General features: G+C 60.6%; 16 protein-coding genes and 1 pseudogene. 16 read left to right on the top strand and 1 reads right to left on the bottom strand.

Translation table 11 applies throughout. From position 1 onward, the window contains the following. The first annotated feature begins 81 nt into the window (after nucleotides 1-81). The 14 genes and pseudogenes from ACFWB0_RS06205 (at nucleotide 82) to pglX (ending at nucleotide 18,876) form a co-directional block, all read left to right on the top strand. The gene (locus tag ACFWB0_RS06205; protein WP_378489562.1) at nucleotides 82-1,272 is read left to right on the top strand and encodes a hypothetical protein; all 1,191 of its coding nucleotides are present in this window, start codon (nucleotides 82-84) and stop codon (nucleotides 1,270-1,272) included. Between the two features lie 46 nt (nucleotides 1,273-1,318). Next, nucleotides 1,319-1,759 (top strand): hypothetical protein, encoded by a 441-nt coding sequence (locus tag ACFWB0_RS06200; protein WP_378489561.1) that lies wholly within the window; start codon nucleotides 1,319-1,321, stop codon nucleotides 1,757-1,759. Nucleotides 1,760-1,779: 20 nt separating this feature from the next. Beyond that, nucleotides 1,780-2,448: a VWA domain-containing protein gene (locus tag ACFWB0_RS06195; RefSeq protein ID WP_378489560.1), complete on the top strand. Its 669-nt coding sequence runs from the start codon at nucleotides 1,780-1,782 to the stop codon at nucleotides 2,446-2,448. A 337-nt stretch (nucleotides 2,449-2,785) separates the two neighbouring features. Continuing rightward, nucleotides 2,786-3,679, top strand: coding sequence for a protein phosphatase 2C domain-containing protein (locus tag ACFWB0_RS06190; protein WP_378489559.1), 894 nt, complete (start codon nucleotides 2,786-2,788; stop codon nucleotides 3,677-3,679). Next, a complete protein-coding gene (locus ACFWB0_RS06185) occupies nucleotides 3,676-4,626 on the top strand; it encodes a hypothetical protein (protein WP_378489558.1) in 951 nt (316 codons plus the stop codon). The genes ACFWB0_RS06190 and ACFWB0_RS06185 overlap by 4 nt, the downstream gene beginning before the upstream one ends. Before the next feature lie 145 nt (nucleotides 4,627-4,771). Next, entirely contained in the window at nucleotides 4,772-5,902 is a 1,131-nt protein-coding gene (locus ACFWB0_RS06180) for a hypothetical protein (RefSeq protein ID WP_378489557.1), read from the top strand. 275 nt (nucleotides 5,903-6,177) lie between these two features. Next, nucleotides 6,178-7,866, top strand: a complete 1,689-nt coding sequence (locus tag ACFWB0_RS06175) for a DUF262 domain-containing protein (RefSeq protein WP_378489556.1) — start codon at nucleotides 6,178-6,180, stop codon at nucleotides 7,864-7,866. A 550-nt stretch (nucleotides 7,867-8,416) separates the two neighbouring features. Continuing rightward, nucleotides 8,417-10,048: pseudogene (locus tag ACFWB0_RS06170) on the top strand (IS1634 family transposase). Between the two features lie 281 nt (nucleotides 10,049-10,329). Then, nucleotides 10,330-10,749 carry a hypothetical protein gene (locus ACFWB0_RS06165; protein WP_378489555.1) on the top strand — a complete coding sequence of 140 codons (420 nt, stop codon included), beginning with the start codon at nucleotides 10,330-10,332 and terminating at the stop codon, nucleotides 10,747-10,749. A gap of 101 nt (nucleotides 10,750-10,850) precedes the next feature. Beyond that, a complete protein-coding gene (locus tag ACFWB0_RS06160; protein ID WP_378489554.1) occupies nucleotides 10,851-11,255 on the top strand; it encodes an HNH endonuclease in 405 nt (134 codons plus the stop codon). A 250-nt stretch (nucleotides 11,256-11,505) separates the two neighbouring features. Then, nucleotides 11,506-12,147, top strand: coding sequence for a DUF1819 family protein (locus ACFWB0_RS06155; RefSeq protein ID WP_378489553.1), 642 nt, complete (start codon nucleotides 11,506-11,508; stop codon nucleotides 12,145-12,147). Next, nucleotides 12,144-12,767, top strand: a complete 624-nt coding sequence (locus ACFWB0_RS06150) for a DUF1788 domain-containing protein (protein ID WP_378489552.1) — start codon at nucleotides 12,144-12,146, stop codon at nucleotides 12,765-12,767. Before ACFWB0_RS06155 ends, ACFWB0_RS06150 begins: the two co-directional genes overlap by 4 nt. Nucleotides 12,768-12,769: 2 nt before the next feature. Next, entirely contained in the window at nucleotides 12,770-16,291 is a 3,522-nt protein-coding gene (gene brxC, locus ACFWB0_RS06145) for a BREX system P-loop protein BrxC (protein WP_378489551.1), read from the top strand. A gap of 41 nt (nucleotides 16,292-16,332) precedes the next feature. Continuing rightward, a complete protein-coding gene (gene pglX / locus ACFWB0_RS06140; RefSeq protein WP_378489550.1) occupies nucleotides 16,333-18,876 on the top strand; it encodes a BREX-1 system adenine-specific DNA-methyltransferase PglX in 2,544 nt (847 codons plus the stop codon). Here the strand turns inward: pglX and ACFWB0_RS06135 are convergent. Continuing rightward, a complete protein-coding gene (locus tag ACFWB0_RS06135) occupies nucleotides 18,873-19,967 on the bottom strand; it encodes a hypothetical protein (protein WP_378489549.1) in 1,095 nt (364 codons plus the stop codon). The two genes, pglX and ACFWB0_RS06135, sit on opposite strands and share 4 nt — an antisense overlap. A gap of 145 nt (nucleotides 19,968-20,112) precedes the next feature. On the opposite strand from ACFWB0_RS06135, the gene ACFWB0_RS06130 reads away from it, so the two are divergent. Continuing rightward, nucleotides 20,113-21,330, top strand: a complete 1,218-nt coding sequence (locus tag ACFWB0_RS06130; RefSeq protein WP_378489548.1) for a tyrosine-type recombinase/integrase — start codon at nucleotides 20,113-20,115, stop codon at nucleotides 21,328-21,330. A gap of 93 nt (nucleotides 21,331-21,423) precedes the next feature. Then, complete coding sequence (locus ACFWB0_RS06125; protein WP_378489547.1) at nucleotides 21,424-22,386, top strand: hypothetical protein; 963 nt, start codon at nucleotides 21,424-21,426, stop codon at nucleotides 22,384-22,386. Nucleotides 22,387-22,401 lie beyond the last annotated feature (15 nt).

Below are 22,401 nucleotides of genomic sequence, written 5' to 3'. Positions count from 1 at the left end.
TTTCGGCGCGATGCGGACCGCGATTCGATTCGATTGTGGTCTGACTGGCGCTGTTCGCGTTCCGAACGGAAGGTGCACCGCATGACCACTGCTCAATCGTGCGCCAAAGATCTGCGTGAACTTGCCGCCGACAAGCGATGCGTCCACCGGGCCGACGACCTGAAGGAACTGGCCGACGCGCTCACCACGGGTGATTCCGATACGTGGGCGGGCGTCGACTTGTTGGCAGCGTTCCCGGAGTCGACCACCGCAAGCACCCGAAAATTTGGACTTACCGAAATGCTCCTCGGTGCAGGCGCGGCCGTCTTCGTGTTCGCGCCGGTGGCGTGGACTTGGTTCAGTCTCCGCGCTGCCTCGCAGGCATACCTGGATATGACCGCAGATGGCGTCAAGCCTGACGACACGTTCCTCGGATTGTGGATCTCTGGGTTCGAAGGCCATCTGGGTTCGGCGCACCGACTCGTGCCAATGGCGGTCGTCTCGATCCTGTTGATTGTTCTGGCGGCAGTGCTGGTCATCCTGCAGCGAATCGTGGGGCACGCCGCGGATCGCAAGGACGAGTCCGAAGCTCTCATGTTCGAATCGCGACGGGTGAGTATTCTTTGCGCAGTTCAGCGAGAGATCGGCGGGCTGCATGCAGCCGACCCGAGCGCCATCGAAGCGATCGTACGCAGTTCCATCCGGAAGCTCTCCGAGGCACACGACGCGACGAAGGAAGGCCTCGATCGCCTCAACGCCACGTCCGTCTCACTCGAAACAGCGACTGCCACGATGTCGGCTGCGGCCGACGCGGCGAGGGTTTCCTCACAGGGGGCAGAGCAGGCCGCGGTAGCGCTCCAAAGTGCCACGAACGAGAGTCACCACCGAATCTCGGAGACACTCGACAACTTCAGTGACGGTCTCAAGAACAGGCTCGCCTCAGCGCAGGTCGAGACGAGCACCGTTATTGCGCGATCATCAGACACGATCAAGTCTGCAATCGACGACTTAGTCGCCGGTGTCGAGCTAACGGAGCAGTCGCAGCGTGCCGTTGCGAACAGCATCGACACGATGGATCGGCGCAGCGTCGACAGCAGTCGCGAGTTGCATTCTGTTGTCGTCGATCTCCGGTCTGCGGTCGAGGAAGTCGAACGGTCACTTCATCACCACGAAAGTGCTATGCAAGCACAGGCGTCTGAACTCACCGCCGCTCGTGATGCCGTCGAGATGATGCTTCGCCGGCTGGAGCTGATGGGGAATGACGCGGGCGCCAATCATGTCGACGCGCTCTAAGCGTCGCGGACGTGGGTTCCTCCGTCCAGAGGCGCTCGCAGGGTGGGTGTTCGCCGACCTACTGATCGTGTTGTTTATCGTCGGCTTGGGCTCCGCGACTGCTCCTGAGATTCCAGACCCTGCTGCCGCCGAAGAACCGCTGCCGAAGATCGTGGGTATGCGGCAGGATCCGGAAGTGCTCACCATCGAATACGATGTGGGTGCCTTGATAGGGTCGGGCGCACGGTCTGAGGATGAGTCGCGGCTGGTGTGCGAGCGGATCGCCGACGTGGCGCGTCCGTTGCAGGGCCAGCAAGCTGCGCTGGCACTGATTTTCGGTGGCGGGCAAGACATCGGAGTTGCGCAGGAATCCGCGGTTCGGATCGCCGGCCAGTTGCCCTGTGCCGACGTAGCATTGTTCGACGGAACGACAACTCGCGATTTCTGGGATGGTGCTCTCCCAAGAGGGTCTGCGCGGCTAGAGATCTTCCTTTTCACTACAGATTGATCCAAGAGAAGTGAGCTGAAATGGGACAGAATATCCTTCCGTTCTACCTCGTGTGCGACGAGTCCGCGTCGATGGATGGCGAACCGATCGACGCCATGAATTCGGCATTGCCGGAACTGCATGCCGAAATAGGAATGAACCCGGTGGTATCAGACAAGACTCAGTTCGGCATCATAGGGTTCAGCAACGAGGCTGAAGTCCTTCTCGAGCTGTCGGATCTGAGCCAGGTCGCTAGTCTTCCCGTACTGAGCGCCAAGGGTGCGACGAACTATGCCGCCGCGATGCGTTGTCTGAAGTCCCAGATACAACTCGATCTCGATCGTCTCAAGTCGCAGGGGCACAAGGTCTTCCGTCCTGTGGTGTTCTTCCTGACAGACGGTCAGCCCACCTCGCACTGGGAGCACGAGTACAACGAGCTTACCTCCCAGAGTTTCAAATACCGCCCGAACATCGTGTCGTTTGGAATCGGCCAAGCCGACCGCCGGGTCATTTCAGCGATCGCGACGTTCCGTGCGTTCATTCAGGAGGATGCCTCGATGTCCCCTGCGATGGCGTTGCAGGAATTTGCCACCGCATTGACAAAGTCGATCGTGAAGTCCGGCGTCAGTATGACCAAGGAAGGTGGCCTGCAATTGCAGACCCCGACCGAGGTCGAAGGATTCACGAGCCTTGCAGTGGACACGGTGTAGCGCCATGACCGAGTACTGGGCGCGAGGCGGAGACGAAGACTCCCAGTGGGGATTACGCAACCCCGAATCCTACGGAGGTCGGGTTTCGCCGCACGAACCGGATACCGCAGCGGACACTTACGCACCTGCTGAAGCAGATGGCCCTGCATATCCGGAGAACCAGGAGTCGTACTTGCACCCGGACTCGCGGTCTACTGCAGAAGCAGTAGTGCCAGTACCGGATCAGTTCGCGTCGCCACCACCGACGTATTCGTCGGAGGAATCTGCCCTTCCGGCCCCGCCAAGGTGGGATACCTTTGAGTCCGCGCCCGTCGAACGGGTTGCGACACCTGTGGACATGAACCCCGCGGTCCTATCTCCACCAAAGACGGCGGAGGCATACCTGACATTCGGTATGCCGGCGCGCCTCAAGCCGATACCGATCAAACCGGTCGAGCAACAGTTGCGTAGCTATGAGACGGTCCGGGACACCGCGATCGACTGGTTGGATGACCAGCTCGGACTACTCCGGGCCGTCTCTGCCCGAGGTCATATCCACCGCTACCTGGCGGAGGTGCGACAGGACAACTTCGCTTTCATTCGAAGATCGAACTACCTCGCAGTTGCCGTTTCCGACGGTGTTGGAAACGCGAAGGCGTCGCACCTCGGTTCGGCGTTCGCGTCGAGGGCGATCGTCGAGAACGACGCGCTTCTCCGAGAAGTGGTTGCCGCGGGAAGTGCGGGTGAGGTATCGCTCCGGGACATTGCCACGCTCCTGCGATCTGTTGCGACAGACAAGGGGGTTGATGCAGCGGAAGTATCGACGACCTTGACCGTGGCGGTCGTCCTTGACACTTCACCGTCGACGGGCGAGACGTCCGTGGTGCTCGCACAGATCGGTGACTCGCCGGCCTTCAAATTGTCGCATGGTGAGTGGATCGAGCTTGTCTGTCCTGCACTGAAGGCCAGACGCGGGGACCTGATAGACAACTCTGTAGAACCCCTGCCCGGGCACCATACTGCTTCGGTGTGGGTCGAGACCTTTCAGCCGGGGGAGTCGCTCATGCTTGTTTCCGACGGTGTGGGTGATCCGGTCAAGTCCAACGGAGCGTATGCAATTGCGTTGGGGGAGCTCTGGCGTCACGCGGCGCCGTCGCCAGCGGACCTGCTGAAGGTTCTCGATGCAACGGTGAAGTCGTTCGACGACGATCGAACTCTTGTTGGAATCCGTTTCGAAAACCCACAGTCATGACTGACACGAAACTCGTGAATCTTAAGCTTGGTGCGAAACTCGGCGATGGTGGTCAAGGCAAGGTCTTCGAGCTGGCCGGCGACCGCAGTCGGGTTCTCAAGCAGTACCACAACGCGGCTGACCCCTCCTTGTCGGTAGCGTCTCTCGAAGCGCTGATTGCAATGCGTGGGAAGCTGACGTTCACAGGGCGGCCGGTCGACCGTTGGGCTGCATGGCCAAGTGCGGTAGTCCGTTCGGACAGTTACGTCGTTGGCTTCCTCATGCCGAGAGTGCCCGTCGATTTCACCTTCGAGGCCCACGGACGGCGACGTCTTTCCGAACTCGGGGTCTTGTTGGCAAAGACGTCCAACCCGTTGTTCGCGGGAATCTCTCTTCCGAACATCGACGAACGCATTGCGATCCTCCGCAACCTGGCTGGAGCAGTCAGCGTCCTACATGAGCACCGAATCGTTTTCGGCGATTTATCCTTCGCCAATATTCTGTGGGCCCGGACACCTGAACCACGGATCATGCTGATCGATTGCGACGGGATGAGGTTGGAGGGAATGCCCGCCGTTCTTCCTCAGGCCGAAACTGGGGACTGGGAGGATCCACTCGCCGCGCCGGGAATTTTGCCGACCTTCGATCGCGACTGCTACAAGCTCGCACTCGCGGTCATGCGGATTCTTGGACGGCAGACTGACTGCCGGCCGACCGAGCTCGCCGACATTGCATTCGAGGGCGTGGAGAAGACGATAGAACAGCGCGTACGTGTGCTGCTCGAACAGGCCGCTGGGCCCGAAGGCACTCGACCCTCTGCACGGGCCTGGGAGGCGGCACTCAGTGACCGCGTCACCGTTCCGGTGCAGGTCGGAGCACGCAGGACGATCGCTGCACCCGGCCCGAAACCACAACTACTCGGCAACAGCGAACGGAAGTTCCGGCCGGTGACTCCTCCGAAGAGGTAATCGCTCCATGATTCTCATCGTTTCGATCTGCGTTGTCGTCGTATTACTGGTTGCGGTGGGGGGCGTGCTCCTTCTACGGAAGCGAAGGTTCAGTCGTGGATCTGTACTTGCCGAGGACCTTCAGCACGGTGACCATGCTCGCTCCGTGGGGTGGGAAGAACTGCAGGACGAGGAACCCGCGCAGGGCGACCGACGTGCGATTCGTCGTCTTCGGTTCGAGAATTCGCCCGGCCCCTACGAACGCGATCTTCGCGAGCATCTCCAGCAGGCTCACGGCGAATCGCGACCAGACCAGCAGGACTCGGTGACAGTTGTCGATGTTGAGATGGCCGCTGCTCATGAACGCGCGCAGGAGCGTAGCCGGCGTGGGGAAGCGCGCCGTCGGAAGCTGCAGGCACGGGAAGAGATCAGGTACAAGGACGACGAGGATCTGGATCGGGGAAAGCAGCTCGGAGCCGGTGGCCAGGGTGCGGTCTACGAACTGATCGAAGACAGCAGTCAGGTGGCGAAATACTGGGCCGAGCCGCTGGATCGAGGGTTTCGTGAATTTGAGGAGCTAGTCCATAGGAAGGTGGACGTAGAGGTGGCGATCTCGGGCTATCCGATCCAGCTCTGCTGGCCGGACAGCCCAATTCGTAAAGACGGCAAGCTGTGGGGCTACACGATGCCCATGATCAGCGAACAGTTCTATTTCAACATGACACTGGGGTCGGTGACGAAGCAGAAGTTGCGGGAGCTGCAGCATGCAATTCCGCGGCATGCCGAGGCCATCCCATTTCCGTTCGATGTGGACGATCACGACCGACTCGAACTGGTCCGTCTGGTCGCGGTGTTCCTCGACGGCATGCATCGAAACGACATCGCCTACGGCGATTTCTCGTGGATGAACTTCACGTTTTCTCTGAATCCCGTTGAGCTTTGCGTGCTCGACTTCGACTCCTCCCGGGTGCAGGGCAGCCTCCCGTTCACACGCAGCCTCCCGATTGACAGTCCGGACTGGGAGGATCCACAGTCGCAGGGGGCAGTTGTTGCGCGCTTGGATTCCGATCGGTACAAGTTTGCGTTGTTCGCGTATCGGATGCTTGTTGCGAAGAGCTTGCACGCTGAGATCGATAGTGACCGGTTGGCTGATTGGTCGAGCGATCCATGCTCCAAACTCGTAGGCAAACTGTGGACTCGTTCGATTGGCACCGCGGGCTCTAGACCCCAGCTTTCGCAGTGGGTTGAAGTGCTGGACCGTGCTCGAACAAGCGATTTCCTGTCTCGCGCACACTGATCCAGGACCGCGTAAGTCCGGTGCGCTTCACCTACCATGACCGTGCGGTCGAGCTAGCTCTGAACGCAGGAAACTGCAGTTCGCAGCTCTGGAAGTCAACAGCTACGGCACCCCGGGGGCCGTCAAGTAATACACCAAGTGCTGCCTTAATCGCATGGCGTGGCTATACCGGTTGGCTTCGGATCGGTCAAGGATTCTGACCGGATCGGCGCATTCTTTAGCTCATTGGGGAGCTGCATGATCGAGGTCCGCGTTCATGTTGCATGATGGACCTTATGCAACAGCTCGAAGCCCGTGAAGTGCCGCTGAACAAAGTATTCTGTGGCGACTACGATTTCCATATTCCCGAGTATCAGCGCCCGTATGCGTGGCAAGTGGAGCAGGCTGGTCAGCTGCTGGAGGATCTCGTGGAATCCATGGATCGCGGCGACGAGGAGCCGTACTTTCTCGGGTCAATCGTTCTAGTCAAGTCACCCAATGCGACGCGCGCGGAAGTTATTGACGGGCAGCAACGTCTGACCACCTTGACGATCCTGCTCGCGGTGCTTCGTGATTCGACAATCAATTCGGAACTCGCGAAGCAGATCGATGTGATGCTTCAAGAGCAAGGAAGCTTGATGCTCGATCTCGAAAGTAAGCCTCGCTTGGCGCTGCGCGCGCGGGATCGTAAGTTCTTCGCCGATCATATCCAGTCGCCGGGTGGAATCAAGCTTCTTCGCGACATCAGACCAGAAAATTTGAGAACAGACGCGCAACGCGCTATTCGTGGCAATGGTCACGCATTGTTCGAAACCGTATCCGAGTGGGCGGAGGAACGTCGGCTCCAGCTCACCAAAATGCTTGCGGCCCGAACTTTCCTTGTGGTGGTCACTACCCCGGATCTTGCGAGCGCACACCGGATCTTCAGTGTCATGAACTCGCGTGGTTTGGACCTCTCTGCGGCAGATATCTTCAAGGCACGGGTCGTGGGCGATGTGGTGGAGAGTCGACGAGACGAGTATGCGGACAGGTGGGACGACGCTGAAGAGGCCTTGGGTACAGACGACTTCGCTGAACTGTTCCTGCACATCAGGACGATTGTCGTCAAAGAGCGTCCCAAGAAGGAGCTGCTCAAGGAATTCGAGGAGTTGGTCCTTTCCTCTTACATTCCTGGTAAGGGAGCGGACTTCGTCGACACTGTCGTGGTTCCCTACGCCGAGGCATATGGCGTTCTGCGGGACCAGAATTACACCTCCTCATCGGGCGCGGAAAACGTCAACCGCTGGTTGAAGCGCTTGAACCAGTTGGACAACGGCGACTGGCGTGCACCTGCCCTGTGGGCGTTGAGGAACAAGGGTGATGACCCGGAGTTTCTCAATAGTTTTTTCTGCTCACTCGAGCGACTTGCCGCAAGTATGCTGGTGCGCCGGGTGTACGCAACTCCGCGCGCTTCTCGTTATATTCAATTGCTGAAAGACCTCGCTGCCGGGCACGGTCTCGATTCTCCCGCGTTCAATTTGAATGACGAGGAGATCAAGGAGGCCGGCGATCGCTTGCAGGGCGAGATCTACAAGGTCGCCCCGGTGCGGAAGTATGTGCTCTTGCGTCTCGACGAGTTGTTGTCGAATGCATCCGGTGTGTCGTACGACCACCCCCGTATCTCTGTCGAGCACGTCCTTCCCCAGAACCCGAAGGCGGGGTCAGATTGGTTGAAGTGGTTCACACCTGCACAGCGTGATTTCTGGACACACCGGCTCGGCAACTTGGTGCTGCTGAATCGAACGAAGAATGCGTCGGCGGGGAACTACGATTTCGATCGTAAGAAGACTCAATACTTCACGGCGAAGTACGGCGTTGCGTCGTTTGCGATCACCACTCAGGTCTTGCAACAGAAGAAGTGGACTGTCGACGTTCTCGAGGAACGCCAGGAGGAATTGGTGGGCCTGTTGACAAAGGAATGGAGGCTCGAAGGCGGGCTGTGGTAATCCGCCCGGTGCCGCTGGCAGGCGCTCCGAGCCTGAAAGTCCGTTCGTTTGGCGGTACGTCGGGACTCTCGGGCTCCCGACGTGCGGCACCTCGAACGAATCTACGTCGTCGAGAGGTGCGAATGGCCGGTTATTTGCTATCAGGCTGGGAAAGTCGATAGCACTTCTATGCAGTCGCTACGGGAGTCTGTATGCAAATCGTTCGAGTGGCTAATAGTTGGATGAGGACCGTTTCGACCGACACGTCAGGATGTCGTCGGAGCGCGGTCGCCAGTGGGGTAATCAGGAGGATTCTTGAGTGACGGCGCATGGAGCAGTGACCATTTCGACTCTTGTCTCCGCCGCGAGGCAATGGCATGGTTGACCATTCGCACGAATGATGGGCTCGATCCGATCAGTCGCCAGGACCTCGTGGACTTCACTATCGATGGGAAGATGTTCCGCCTGAGTTAGGACATTACTGACCGGTAGAAAACCAGGCACGGTCACTACCTGCGCGTTCGTGATCCCGGCGGACTCGATCGGGACACTAACCAGGTACGTTCCTCCGGTGGCATTCGTACGGAAAGTGCGCACCGCATCCGGCGCAGTCGCGGTGCAAGTCGTGCGCAAACACCGAGGCCGACACGAGATCATCGCGCACGTCGGCTCCGCGCACACCGACGTCGAACTCGGCATGCTCCTCGAACGCGCCCGCCACCTGCTGCACGGTGACCAGGGCATGCTCGAGCTGGATGTCCCCACACCGATCGAGCAGATCGCCGACATCGCAGACTGGCGCACCGGGCAACTACCGACTCCACCGACCGCTGCGAACAACGAGGTCGCCGGCCCGGGCCGAACCGTGCGCACCACCGCCCGGCTGCTCTACGACGTCCTCTCCTCCGTCTACGACCGGATCGGCTTCGACGTGCAGGGCGACGCCGTGTTCAAGGACCTGGTCATCGCCCGGATCGTCGAACCGACCTCGAAGATCGATGCCCTGCGCGTCCTCGACGACCTCGGCGCCGACACGGTCTCGTACAAAACCGTGCAACGCCACCTCACACAGGTCATCACCGGCGGATACCGCGATCTCATCGCCCGTCGATGCTTCGAATACTCTGCTGCCACAGGAGGACTCGGTCTTCTTCTGTTCGACGTCACTACGTTGTATTTTGAAGCGGAGAAAGAGGACGACCTCCGCAAGGTCGGGTACAGCAAGGAGCGACGGGTCGATCCGCAGATCGTCGTCGGTCTCCTCGTCGACCGCACCGGATTTCCTTTGGAGATCGGCTGTTTCGAAGGAAACAAGGCCGAGACCCACACCCTGGTGCCGATCGTGCGTCAGTTCCAGCAGCGGCACGACATCGACGGGGTGGAGATGGTCATCGCCGCCGACGCCGGCATGCTGTCCGCTTCGAATCTGGCCGCGCTGGACGAAGCGGGGTTGAAGTTCATCGTCGGATCCCGTGTCACCAAGGCCCCGGCCGATCTCGAATCGCACTTCCATTGGCACGGTGATGTGTTCACCGACGGGCAGATCATCGACACAGTCACACCGCGGCATGCACGCAGCGTCGTCAACACCGTGAAACGACGTGTCGAACCGGTGTGGGACCCGAAGGCGCATCCCACCTCGTGGCGGGCGATCTGGCAGTACACCCGTAAACGCGCGGTGCGCGACAACCAAACGCTCAATGCTCAGGAAGCGCGGGCGCGGTCCGTGGTCGAGGGCACGAAAAAAGCCAAGGCCACCCGATTCGTCAAGACCACCGCAGGTGGTCAGCACCTCGATGACGCCGCGTTGACCAGGGCGCGGTCCCTCGTGGGACTGAAGGGCTACGTGTGCAACATCCCGATCACGTTGATGGAACCGGGTGAGGTGATCGGTAAGTACCATGACCTGTGGCATGTCGAGCAGTCGTTTCGGATGTCGAAGACCGACCTGCGGGCGCGGCCGATGTTCCACCGGACCCGCGACGCGATCGAGGCGCATCTGACCATCGTGTTCGCGGCGTTGGCCGTCGCTCGTTGTGTTTAGGACGAGACAGGTGTCGCGATCGCGAGAGTGGTCAAGCGACTGCGGCCGTTGCGGACCTCGACGATCGCGATCAACGGTGCTGTCCAGGACTTTCCACCGCAGATTCCTGCTGCTGAGCAGGAAATTTTGTCTCGTTTGGGATTCGAAACGGGGTACTAAGCCAAATGTCCCAACTCAGGTGAAAGTCCGTTCGTTTGGCGGTACGTCGGGACTCTCGGGCTCCCGACGTGCGGCACCTCGAACGAATCTACGTCGTCGAGAGGTGCGAATGGCCGGTTATTTGCTATCAGGCTGGGAAAGTCGATAGCACTTCTATGCAGTCGCTACGGGAGTCTGTATGCAAATCGTTCGAGTGGCTAATAGTTGGATGAGGACCGTTTCGACCGACACGTCAGGATGTCGTCGGAGCGCGGTCGCCAGTGGGGTAATCAGGAGGATTCTTGAGTGACGGCGCATGGAGCAGTGACCATTTCGACTCTTGTCTCCGCCGCGAGGCAATGGCATGGTTGACCATTCGCACGAATGATGGGCTCGATCCGATCAGTCGCCAGGACCTCGTGGACTTCACTATCGATGGGAAGATGTTCCGGCTCATGGACCCGACGCGCGGGATCCGAAAGCCCAAAGAGCTTTCGTCTGCTTTGTCCATCAGCACGACGTATCGTGCGCCCGGTGCGAAGCGTCCGTATGAGGATAAGGTCGGCTCGGATGGGCTTCTGCGTTACAAGTGGTCGACGACCGATCCGAACAACATGGACAACCGCGGTTTGCGTGCTGCCATGAACGAAGGCGTTCCGCTCATCTGGTTCTACGGCGTAGGCCCGAGCTTGTTCCAGCCCATCTACCCGGTGTTCATCTAGGAGAGGAACCCGAGGAGCACCAGTTCGTCATCGCAACAGAAGTTGCCCGCGATCTCCATCGCCCGGATTCGCGAGCAGAGGAGCAACTTCGGCGCTACGTGGTGGCCGAGACGAAGCGACGCCTCCATCAGCCCGTATTTCGTGCAACGGTCATGCGTGCGTACGAGACACGATGCACGGTCTGCGCTCTCGGCCATGGCGAACTGCTGGACGCTGCGCATATTGTGCCCGACTCGAATGAGGCGGGCATTGCGTCGGTGAACAATGGTCTTGCACTGTGCAAGATTCACCACGCCGCATACGACGTGAACATTCTTGGTATTACGCCAGAGTTGATCGTGGAGATCCGGAAGGACCTTCTGGACGAGATCGACGGGCCGATGCTCCAGCACGGATTGAAAGAGCGGCACGGACAGAAACTGATGGTGCTTCCGCCGACTCGTAGTGAGCGGCCCGACCGAGACCTTCTGGCGATCAGCTACGAACGCTTTCTCAGCGGGGGGTAGGAGCTGGATAGTGGTGGTAAGACTTGGGGCGGCCGTGTGTCGTAATTTCAGGCATCTGTGGCCGCCTCAGCCAATGTCAAGTCCGTGGGAACCGGGGACTCGTGAGTGCCGCGCGAAGAGCCATTGCTGCCAGCCACACTCCCCAATGGGCGCGCAGTGGGGAGTGCAGGACCTCAGCCAACGGGACCACTGCCAGGGAATCCGTAGGTCCCGATAGTCTTAGTGCGGTCCAAACAAAGGAAGGGAGGCCATGCACCACGTGACTGACGAAGCGCAACCGCACTATGCATTGTCGTTCACAAGTGGCGGCCTCCTGGCTCGTGAGGGTGAGGCCGTCGCAGCGCTATACCTCGACTCTCGCGACTGGAAGGCGACCCGTGCCCGAGTTGTCGACGACAACCTCCTGCAGGCCCGCACTACCTCATCGCTCATCCGGATCTCACGCGAGACCGTCCAGCGACTCGCGGCGCTCGACGATGACGAGATCGAACTGCTTGTCGAGAGCAGTCCAACAGAGCAGCACCACCTGATGTGGGCCGCGGCCTGCCGCCGCTACGCGTTGATCGGCGACTTCGCTGAAGAGGTGCTGCGCGAGCGATTCCTCCTGATGACGCCGACGCTTGGCGTTGACGATTTCGACCGGTTCATCACCGGTAAGAGCTTGTGGCATCCCGAGCTCGACGAAGCGAAGCCGTCGACGCGACAGAGGCTCCGGCAGGCGCTGTTCCAGATGCTCCGTGAGGCAGGTCTGCGTACCGACGGGGGCAACATCATCCCCGCCGTGATTTCCGAGCGCGTCGCCGAGATGCTAGGTCGACACACACCTAGCGACCTCCGATTCTTCCCGACAACCACACCATTCACACTTTCAGGCGACCAGGTGCAGCGATGAAAACAGCCCAGCGAAACCTCACCGACGAAGAGAAGCACGTGTATGACGTGTTGCGTAGCGACCGGTTCTTGAGGATGGAGGGCCTCTCCAAGGAAGTTCCCTTCTTCATCTACCACTTTCCGCCCGCCTGGGCCCTCGACGTCGACGGAATGCGCGACAGGGTCACCACGAAGCTCCAGAGCGACGACGGCATCAGCGTGGTCGAGATCAACCTCTACGATCTTGCCGTCGAGCTCCTCACCGACCGCGGAGTCTGGGACCGTGTTCTCCGAGCGGAGCCGACGATGGACAAGGCGGACTTTCGCGAGATGCTTCAGGGCATGCTCGACCCGCACGATCACCTCGCCCCGGCGATCCGCGCCCGGCTCGACGCCGGGCCGGGAACCGAGCCCAACACAACCGTGGTCTTCCTCACCGGCATCGGTGAGGTGTTTCCGTTCATCCGCACGCATACGGTGCTGGAGAACTTGCAGAGTGTGGTGGTAGGTCGCCCGATGTTGGTGTGGTTCCCGGGGACGTACGAGTTCACTCAGTCGGCCGGACACCAGCTCCGCGCATTGAACCTTGGCGCGAGCGATAGCTATTACCGGGCCAAGGACATTCTGGAGCAGGAGGCATGAGCATGACCGCGATCAATGAGATCTTCGCCAAACCGATCGACCGCTCGATCGAGGGTGTCATCAAGGCCGACGACACCTCCCAACTCGCGACCGAGGTGGAGGAGTACGTCCTCACCAACGAGGCCGCCAAGGGTGTCGAGCAGGTGTTGGAGGCGTACACGAACTACACGAATGCCAACGGCGTGTGGATCTCCGGCTTCTTCGGCTCCGGTAAGTCGCACCTGTTGAAGATGCTGGCCCACCTGCTCGGCGACATCGACGGCCACGACTACCCGCGCGCCGAGGTCTGCACCCAGTTCCGGGCGAAAACCGACGATGCGTTCCTGCCGGCGTTGATCGACAAGGCCGAGCGAATCGAAGCGAAGAGCCTGCTGTTCAACATCGATCAGAAGGCCACCCTGATCTCGAAGGACCAGAACGACGCCCTGCTGAAGGTGTTCGTGAAGATCTTCGACGAGTCCCGTGGCTACTACGGCAACCAGGGCCACATCGCCCGCTTCGAGCGCGACCTAGACTCCCGTGGCCAGTACGCCGCCTTCCGGGAATCCTTCGAGAGGATCGCGGGAATCCCGTGGACCCAGGGACGCGAACAGGCGGCGCTCGAAGCAGGCAACATCGATAAGGCCTTCGTCGAGGTCAACGGCTCCGACAGCCCCGGCATCATCCGCCAGTACAGCGCGAACTACTCGGTCTCGATCGAAGACTTCGCCGAGGAGGTCGCTGCCTGGCTCGGCCGACAGCCCGACGGCTACCGGTTGAACTTCCTCGTCGACGAGGTTGGCCAATTCATCGGCACCAACACCCACCTCATGCTGAACCTCCAGACCATCGCCGAATCACTTGCCACCAGGTGCCAGGGGCGGGCGTGGATCTTCGTGACCTCCCAGGAGGACATGGAGAAGGTCGGTGGCGACCGCACCAAACAGCAGGCCAACGACTTCTCCAAGATCCAGGCACGCTTCAAGAACCGCCTCAAACTCACCAGCCAGGACGTCGAGGAGGTCATCCGCAAGCGCCTCCTGGCCAAGACCGATAGCGCGAGCACCGAGGTCGAGGCGATCTACAACGCGGAGCATGCGAACTTCAAGACCCTGTTCGATTTCGTCGAAGGCCGCCATTATCCGAACTACCGCGACGAGAGGCACTTCGTCGGCACGTACCCGTTCGTGAGCTACCAGTTTCCGTTGTTCCAGGCCGCGATCGAGTCGATCAGCGACCACAACCTCTTCGAGGGCCGCAACAGCTCGGTCGGTGAACGCTCCATGCTCGGCGTCGTCCAGGAAGTCGCCACCGGTCTCGCCGACCAACCGCTCGACACCCTCGCGTCCTTCGACCAGATGTTCGAGGGCATCCGGGCATCGCTGAAGTCCGCGAATCAGCGCGCGATCATCAACGCCGAGAACGCCCGCGACAGCGGCAAGCTCAGCCCGCTCGCGGTCCGGCTGCTCAAAGCGCTGTTCCTCGTGAAGTACGTCGACAGCTTCAAAGCCACGCCCCGCAACCTCACTGTGCTGGTCTACGACCGCTTCGGCACCGACCTGACCCAGCTCGGGAAGGACGTCATCGAGGCGCTGAACACGCTCGAGGCGCAGACCTACATTCAGCGCAATGGCGACCTGTACGACTACCTGACCAACGAAGAACAGAAGATCGAGCAGGAGATCAAGGACGTCGACATCGACAGCTCCGAGGTCGCTTCGAAACTGAACAAGCTGCTCGCCGAGTCGGTTGTGAAGACAACGAAGGCTGTAGGCAAGAACGGCCAGAACTTCCCGTTCGGTTACAAACTCGACGGTGTCCCCTACGGCAAGCAGTACGAGCTGTCGCTGCACTTCATCAGCCCCGAGACGGATTTCAATCTGGAGCAGATCAAGATGCAGAGCTCCGGGTTCGACGAACTCCGCGTGGCGCTCCCGGCGGAAGCGAACCGAATCCTCGCCGATCTGCGCCTGCTCCTGAAGACGGAGAAATACGTGAAGCATGCTCAGGGGTCCAGCCGCACGGCGGTCGAGACCCGGATCCTCAGCGAGAAGGGCTCCCAGAATGCCGAGCGTGAGAAGGAGATCGTCGAACGTCTCCGGACAGCCGTCGGGGCGTCGATCCTGATTCACAATGCCGGAGTTCTCGACGTGACCGCGACGGAAGCACAGTCTCGCATCAACGACGGCTTCGGCAGGGTCGTCGCCGCGACCTACACCAACCTCAGCATGCTCGGCGGCAGAACGTTCGGCGAGCAGAGCCTGAGCGGGCTGGTGAACCCGACCGATGGCATCTTCGAGGAGGCCGGCAGCATCCTCGATGTCCCCGCAGGAGATCTGCTCGGGCATCTGGAGATGCGGGGTAAGCGGCACGAGATGGTCACGATGAAGCATCTCATCGAGCGTTACACCACCAAGCCGTACGGCTGGGACCAGTGGTCCATCGCTGCCGTGGTTGCCTATCTCGCAGGACAGACGAAGATCGAGATCCAGGTCGACGGCAAGACTCTTGCTCGGACGGAAATCACCGGCGCGCTCCGCAACACTCAGCGCTACCCCAAACTGGTCGTCGCCCCGCAGCGCGTCTATGACCAGAAACTCGTGAACCTGTTCCGCAAGTTCATCATCGACTTCACCGACGACGGTGGCGTCACGAAGGATGCCACCGAACTCGGTCGCATCGGCAAGGAACATCTCGAAGCCAAACTCGCCGAGCTGAAGGCACTGCGCTCGGGTGCCGCCGCTTACCCGTTCATCGACCAGCTCGACGAACCGATTAGGCTGCTCGGAGAGCTGAGCAGTAAGCCGGCGGCCTGGTTCGTCGAGCATTTCTCCGGTGCCGACGATCTCCTCGATGCCAAGGACAACGTGATCGATCCGATCAAGGCCTTTCTCAACGGAAATCAGCGCAGCATCTACGACGACGCCCGCTCGTTCATACAAGAGAACAGCACCAACATCTCCTATCTACCAGCCGGAGTCGCCGACGGGATCGAGACCGCACTCGAAGATGCCCAGATATTCCGTGGCAACAAGACCACGAAGCTCGGCAGTGCGGTCACGGCTGTGCGAGAGCAACTTGAGGGCGTGATCGCTGCTGAGCGGGCCACAGCAACGGCCAAGATCGACGACTACTGGAAGCAGGTTCCGGTAAGCGCGGCGTATGCGGCCGCGACGGAGGCGGCTCGTCAGTCGGTGACCCGCCAAGCCGAGCAGATGCTGGCGCGCGTCCAGCAGGAGATACAGATCCCCGCGATCCGCCACCTTGCTGCGCAATTCGACGACACGCTCTACCCCGCGATCCTCGACGAGCTCGAAGCCGCGAAAGCCACGCCGGTTACGTGCCTGGACGACTCCGACGACGGTGAAACGCAGGTTCCGGTCAAGCCGACGACTCCGGTGAAGCAAAGCATTTCGATCAAGAAACTCTCCCTGCCGGGAGCCGGCGGGGTGCTCGAAACCGAGGCGCAGGTCGACGACTATCTGGATCAGCTTCGCGAGGCTTTGCTCGCGACGATCAACGACAACAAGCGCATCACCCTCTAACAGGCCCGGGCCTCTTCGAAGACGCAGGTTAAGGACGCAGCATGAACACCAAACCACTGGAGAGTTTCGCAAAGGCTGCCCGGCGCGAACTGATCGTCGCCGTCGAGGCGCGGGTATCTGCGGTGCTCGCCGCCGGGTCTGTCGCGCGTAGCGAGCGCGCCAAGACGGTGCGCCTTCTTGAATCGGAGATCGCGAACCACGGTCGTGAGCACGTGATCGACAGGGTTGCCTACACCTGGTTCAACCGTCTCGTCGCGCTGCGCTTCATGGACGCCCGCGGCTACACCGACGCCGGGGTCGTCTCGCTAGCATCGGGCCAAGCCTACGGCCAGCCGGAGATCCTGGCCGACGCGAAACGCGGGGACATCGACACGGAAGTCGTCACCAATGCCTTCGCTAAGGATGCGATTATCGGTCTACTGGACGGTTCCCGTCGCAGCACCGACGCCGAGGGTGAGGCGTATGCACTGCTGCTCACCGAGTACTGCCGGCATTGGCACAAGACGATGCCATTCATGTTCGAGGCCGAGGGTGCTTACACCGAGCTGCTCGTGCCCGCAGGTCTGCTCGCCGAGGGAGCGGTCCTGTCCCGGGCTCGCACAGTACTCACCGAGGATGTCTGCGATGACGTCGAGGTGATCGGCTGGCTGTACCAGTTCTACATTTCCGAGCGGAAGGCCGAGGTTTTCGCCGGGTTCAAGAAGAACAAGAAGGCAGGAGCTGACGAGATTCCTGCCGCCACCCAGCTTTTCACCCCGCACTGGATTGTTCGTTACCTTCTGGAAAACTCGCTTGGGCGCTTGTGGATGCTCAATCGACCGGCCTCCCGCCTGGTGGACCAGATGGACTACTACATCGCACCGGTCGATGAAGAGACCGACTTCCTCAGGGTTTCGGGGCCTGAAGAGTTGACGGTGATCGACCCGGCCTGCGGCTCGGGCCACATGCTCACCTATGCCTTCGACCTGCTGTATGCGATTTATGAGGAGGAGGGCTATGCGCCGTCGGAGATTCCGAGCCTGATCCTCACCCACAACCTCCACGGCACCGAGATCGACCCTCGTGCCGGGGCGCTCGCGGCATTCGCGCTCACCATGAAGGCGCGCTCGAAGGATCGACGATTTTTCAACCGCTCGGAAGCTCACCCGAAGATCTGCGTGATCGAGCCGGTCTCTTTCGTCTCCGATGAGCTGGACTTGCTCATCACGAAGGACGGGGACCGCGATGCCGAAGGAGCGTTCTGGAATCAGTTCCGCGATGCCGATACATTCGGTTCACTGATCCAGCCGGACGCGGGTGCGGCCGCACAGGCTGCTGTGGTCTTGGAAGGACTCCAGGATCAGGAAGGGACTTTCTACTACGACACGCTCCTTCGCGCGCGTCGAGCTGTTGCACAGGCCGAGATGTTGAGTCGCCAGTACTCGGTGGTCACGGCGAACCCGCCGTACATGGGTGCGAAGCAGATGAGTGCGCTCCTTTCACAGTTCATGAAGGACGAGTACCCGGACGTGAAGCAGGACCTCTACAGCGCATTCTGTGTCCGGGGCATTGAACTCGCGCACGACGCCGGACTGCTCGCCATAGTTGTCGGCGACACATGGATGTCGCTCAAGTCCTTCGAGGCACTACGGCTCCGTTTGCTGAACGGCCACGCATTCGACTCCTTCGTCCACATGCGTGACATCGCATATCATCCGGACATCTTTGGTGCCAACGCCGCCTTTGTCCTGTCGATGGCAGGTAGACGCAACCGACATGCCCCCTTCATCCGCCTGACGCCGCTCGGCTCCGACCGCAAGGAGCAAGATCTGCGAGTCGCCCTTGCACAGCGAACCCAGGATGCAGGATTTCACCTCGCGTCGGGGGCTGACTTCGCGTCCATCCCCGGCTCCCCGATCGTCTACTGGCTCAGTGAAAAGATGCGTTATGCGTTCAGGTTCGGTAAGCCGCTTGGCGACGTCGCTAAGCCTCGTCAGGGCATGGCAACGGCCGACAACGCCAGGTTCGTTCGCCAGTGGTGGGAGGTGTCGGCCAGCCGCACAGCGTTCGCTTGTACGTCGCGCAAAGAAGCCGCCGCGAGCCGAGCACGTTGGTTCCCCTACACCGACGGCGGTGAGTTTCGTCGGTGGTACGGGAACCGTCACGCGGTCGTGAATTGGGAGGACGATGGTCATGAACTGCGCGCATTTGAGCGAGCTGTTGTAAGGAATCCGCAGCACTATTTCTGCGAGTCAGTGTCATGGTCTGCGGTCGGCTCAGGAGTCCCCGCATTCCGCTCAGTGCCTGTGGGATCGCTGTTCTCCAACGCTGGAATGTCAGTGTTTGCCAATCCGGCGGAACTGGCCGAGATAGTTGCAATCTGCAATTCGACCACAGCGGAGTCGCTCTTCGCTGCCGTGGCACCGACCCTGAATCTCGGCGTTGGTGAGATCGGGAAGTTGCCAGTTCTTCAGTCACTGAAGGCTCCATCGCAGATGCTTAATAAAATTGTCGCTCGGTCGAAACGCGATTGGGACGACTTCGAGACGTCCTGGGATTTCGCCGAAAATCCACTCGTGGCCCTCGGCAAACTCGACAACGACTAATCGATCTTCTCAATAATTCCGACTAAAGGGTTCTGGCCAAAATTCCATGACGTTTCGGCAGAGTCCCAGTCGTCGGCGGAGTTCGCCTTCAACTGAGTGACAATAGGAGCTACCGCCCCCTCATCGACCTCATCGACCAACCAAGGAAGCGATCGGATTTGCCCAACCTCGAAGTTCAAGGTTGGAGCCAAAGCCGTCATCATGTGGTTCGCTGTCGAAGAGTTGACAAATCCTAGGATGGAGTCGAGCCAGCCTTCGCTGGTTACTGCGACAGCGGCGTCTAGGAATACGAATCCGCAATCATGCGCCCTGAATGAGATCCCCCCGGAGGAGATCTTCGTGCAGGCTATTGACGGCCTGAAGCGGGTATGGACATTTCGTGGCGTCGAGCCAGAGAAATTGATGACGTCGCGGCCATCGGCTGGCCAGAAAATGACCCAGTCATTGTTTCCGAACCAGCGACGGAAGTCTCCTCCTTTGTCTGCCGCTTGCCAAGTCTGAGTCGGCTCTGCAGAATCGTGATCGCGGTTGAACTCTGATTCGCTGTGGCTAACCTCCCACCACAAGCGAAGGAAACGCCCGTTGTCTCCTGTAGTGATTCCCTGGGCGATGCCGCAAGCGTCGCCCAGGGACTCGCCCTTGCCTGCTCTGGCGAACGCATAACGCATCTTTTCACTGAGCCAGTAGACGACTGGAGACCCCGGGATTGCGGCCAAGTCCGCCTGCGCCACCTCATAGCGGTTGTACGCGGAGTCGCGGAACAACGCCTCGATCGCAGACACTGACCTGACGTCTACGTGCTGCTCGAAGACCCGTCGATACACGCCGCGAGCTGACTTGGCCGGAGCGTTGTCGATCACGAATGCGACGGAGCCGAAGTCTGACCCGAAGATTCCGCGCCCGAGGTGGACCATAGACACGATTCGTTGGCTTTGAAGCAGGTCGTGCCGCAGGTCTTCGAACGACTTCAACGACATCCACGACGGGAGGTTGATCATCGCCCAAGTGCCTCGCCGAACCGTGAGCTCCCGAGCACGGACCATAAACGCCGTCATGAGGTCGGCCTTGCCGGTCGGGTACTCGTCCTTCATGAACTGTGTTGCGGCGAGCTCCGCAAGCTCACCTGGGCGGGGGCGCAGACGCGCTATCACGTCGCCGCGCTTCGGTGACCGCCCTCGATGGCTACCCCGATGGCTACCCCGACCACGAGCGCGGTCACGCCCCTACCGTTGATTCATGTTCAGACTCAAACAGCGCAGCAAGGGGACGGGGTCGGTCTACCAGAACTCGCGGGGGCAGTGGGTCGCCTCGATCGAAGCCGGGTGGACGGCGAGTGGTAGGCGGCGTCGCATCACACTGAAAGCACGCACGGAGGCCTTAGTTCGTAAGCGACTTGCGGGAGCACAACAGCGGATTGCAGCCGAGGGGCCTACCGCTCAGAAGTGCGGCAGCATCACGGTCAAGCGGTGGGCCGACCGGTGGCTCGAACAACGGCAGCGCATCGTGCGACCGGGCACCTATGTCTCGGACCGATCTGGGGTGAACCGCTGGGTTGTGCCGACTATCGGGCACCTACGCCTCGATGCGCTCGTGCCCGCAGACATCCGGAAGGTAGCTTCGGCCCAGGAAGACGCCGGCCTTGCACTCGCGACCATGCAGCGCACACACGCGGTCCTTGGCAAGATTCTCTCTGACGCGGTCGCCGAGGGGTACCGGGTCCCGCAGAATGTCCGGGAGGCTGGCAGCCCGGGTGCCGGGCATTCCCCAAGGCAGTCGCTGAGCGCCGCCGCGGCGGCGAGAATCCTCGCTGTGGCCATTACTCGCCCTGATGCCTCACGATGGGTCGCCGCGCTCGTGGAAGGACTACGTCCCGCCGAGGCGCTGGGACTGACGTGGGACATGGTGGACCTCGACGCCGAGACAATGACGCTTGCCTGGCAACTCAAGGCGCTGCCATATGTTGAGTTCAGGCAACCCGAGAGCGGGTTCCGGGTTCCCCGCGGGTTCGAGTCCCGACAAATCCACGGCGCCTACCATCTGGTCCGACCGAAGACCCGCGCCGGGAGCCGCGTCATCCCGCTCGTGCCGTGGCTCGCCGAAGCACTTACGTCCTGGGCAGACTGCGCACCGCCGTCTCCATGCGGGCTCGTCTGGCCCCGCAGTGACGGCAACCCCCAGTCCGCGGAACTGGACCGCCGACAGTGGTACGAGATCGCGGAGGAGGCAAAGGTAACGGTCACTCTCCCGGATGGCAACAGCCGGAGACCGCTCCTGTATGAGGCGCGTCATACAGCAGCCACGCTGCTATTGGCCAACGGGATCGACGAGACCACGATCAAAGCAGTGCTCGGGCATTCGTCTGTGCTGAGTACCCAGTCGTACCTGCACACCGATGACGAGAGAACTCGAGCGGCGCTTGCCGTGTCTGCGAAGATGGTCGGACTCTGCCGGTAGCATAGGGACTCGCTTCGGCTACCCCCATGGCTACCCTTCGCGCCTGATGACGGGGCGAACCGATGCCCTGGTCAACTCTCGTAAGGAATCCTGTTGAAGACGCTTGAACAGACTGTTGCGCAGCATCGGGAAGAGTGGGCGGCGCGCTCGCGCGCTCAGCAGCGGTTGGAGATCGAGAACAACGAGGCCGTCGCGCGACTCTACGGGCTCGAGGACGAAGTGCCTTCGCACGTTCCGCTCGAACGAGTCTCCCTCACCAACAACGCCGCATTCCGGTGGCCGAACAAGACGCCCGAGGAGCGCGACGCTCTGTTCACAGAGTCCGCGATCGTGGACCTCGTCTCGTATGCCGTCGGCTGTATGTTCGGTCGCTACAGTCTCGACGCGCCGGGGCTGATCCTTGCCGACCAAGGCGGGACGCTGAAGGACTACCTCATGAGGATTCCCTCTCCCAAATTCGTGCCGGACGCCGACAACGTGATCCCGTTCGTCGACGACGGTTGGTTCGAGGATGACGTCGTCGAACGCTTCCGTCAGTTTCTGAAGGTTGCGTTCGGCGGGGATCATTTCGAGGAGAACTTGCGGTTCGTGGAGGAGTCGCTGAGTGTGAGGACGCTGCGCGACTACTTCATCACCAAGTCGGGCAAGTCGAAGTTCTACGACGATCATGTGAAGCGCTACAAGAAGCGCCCCATCTACTGGATGTTCTCCAGCCCCAAGGGCTCGTTCAACGCATTGATCTACTTGCACAGGTACACGCCGTCGACGGTGTCGACGGTGCTCAACGAGTACCTGCGCGAGTACGAGAACAAGCTGCAGAAGGCATTCGAACGAGCCGAAGTAGCAGCAGCCGGCGGCATATCGGCGAAGGACCAGAAGGAAGCCGACCGGCTGCGCAAGGTGCTCGCCGAACTACGTGACTACGAGCACGACGTGCTCTATCCGCTCGCCACCCAGCAGGTCGAGATCGACCTCGACGACGGTGTCAAGATGAACTACCCGAAGTTCTACCCGGCGGTGAAGAAGATCGCCGGCCTGGAGGCAAGCGATGAGTGACGGTGAGACCATCGT

Source organism: Rhodococcus sp. NPDC060086 (assembly GCF_042730275.1).
Taxonomy (GTDB): Bacteria; Actinomycetota; Actinomycetes; order Mycobacteriales; family Mycobacteriaceae; genus Rhodococcus.
Note: the sequence above shows the minus strand (reverse complement) of the source record. Positions and strands in the feature narration are given on the sequence as shown.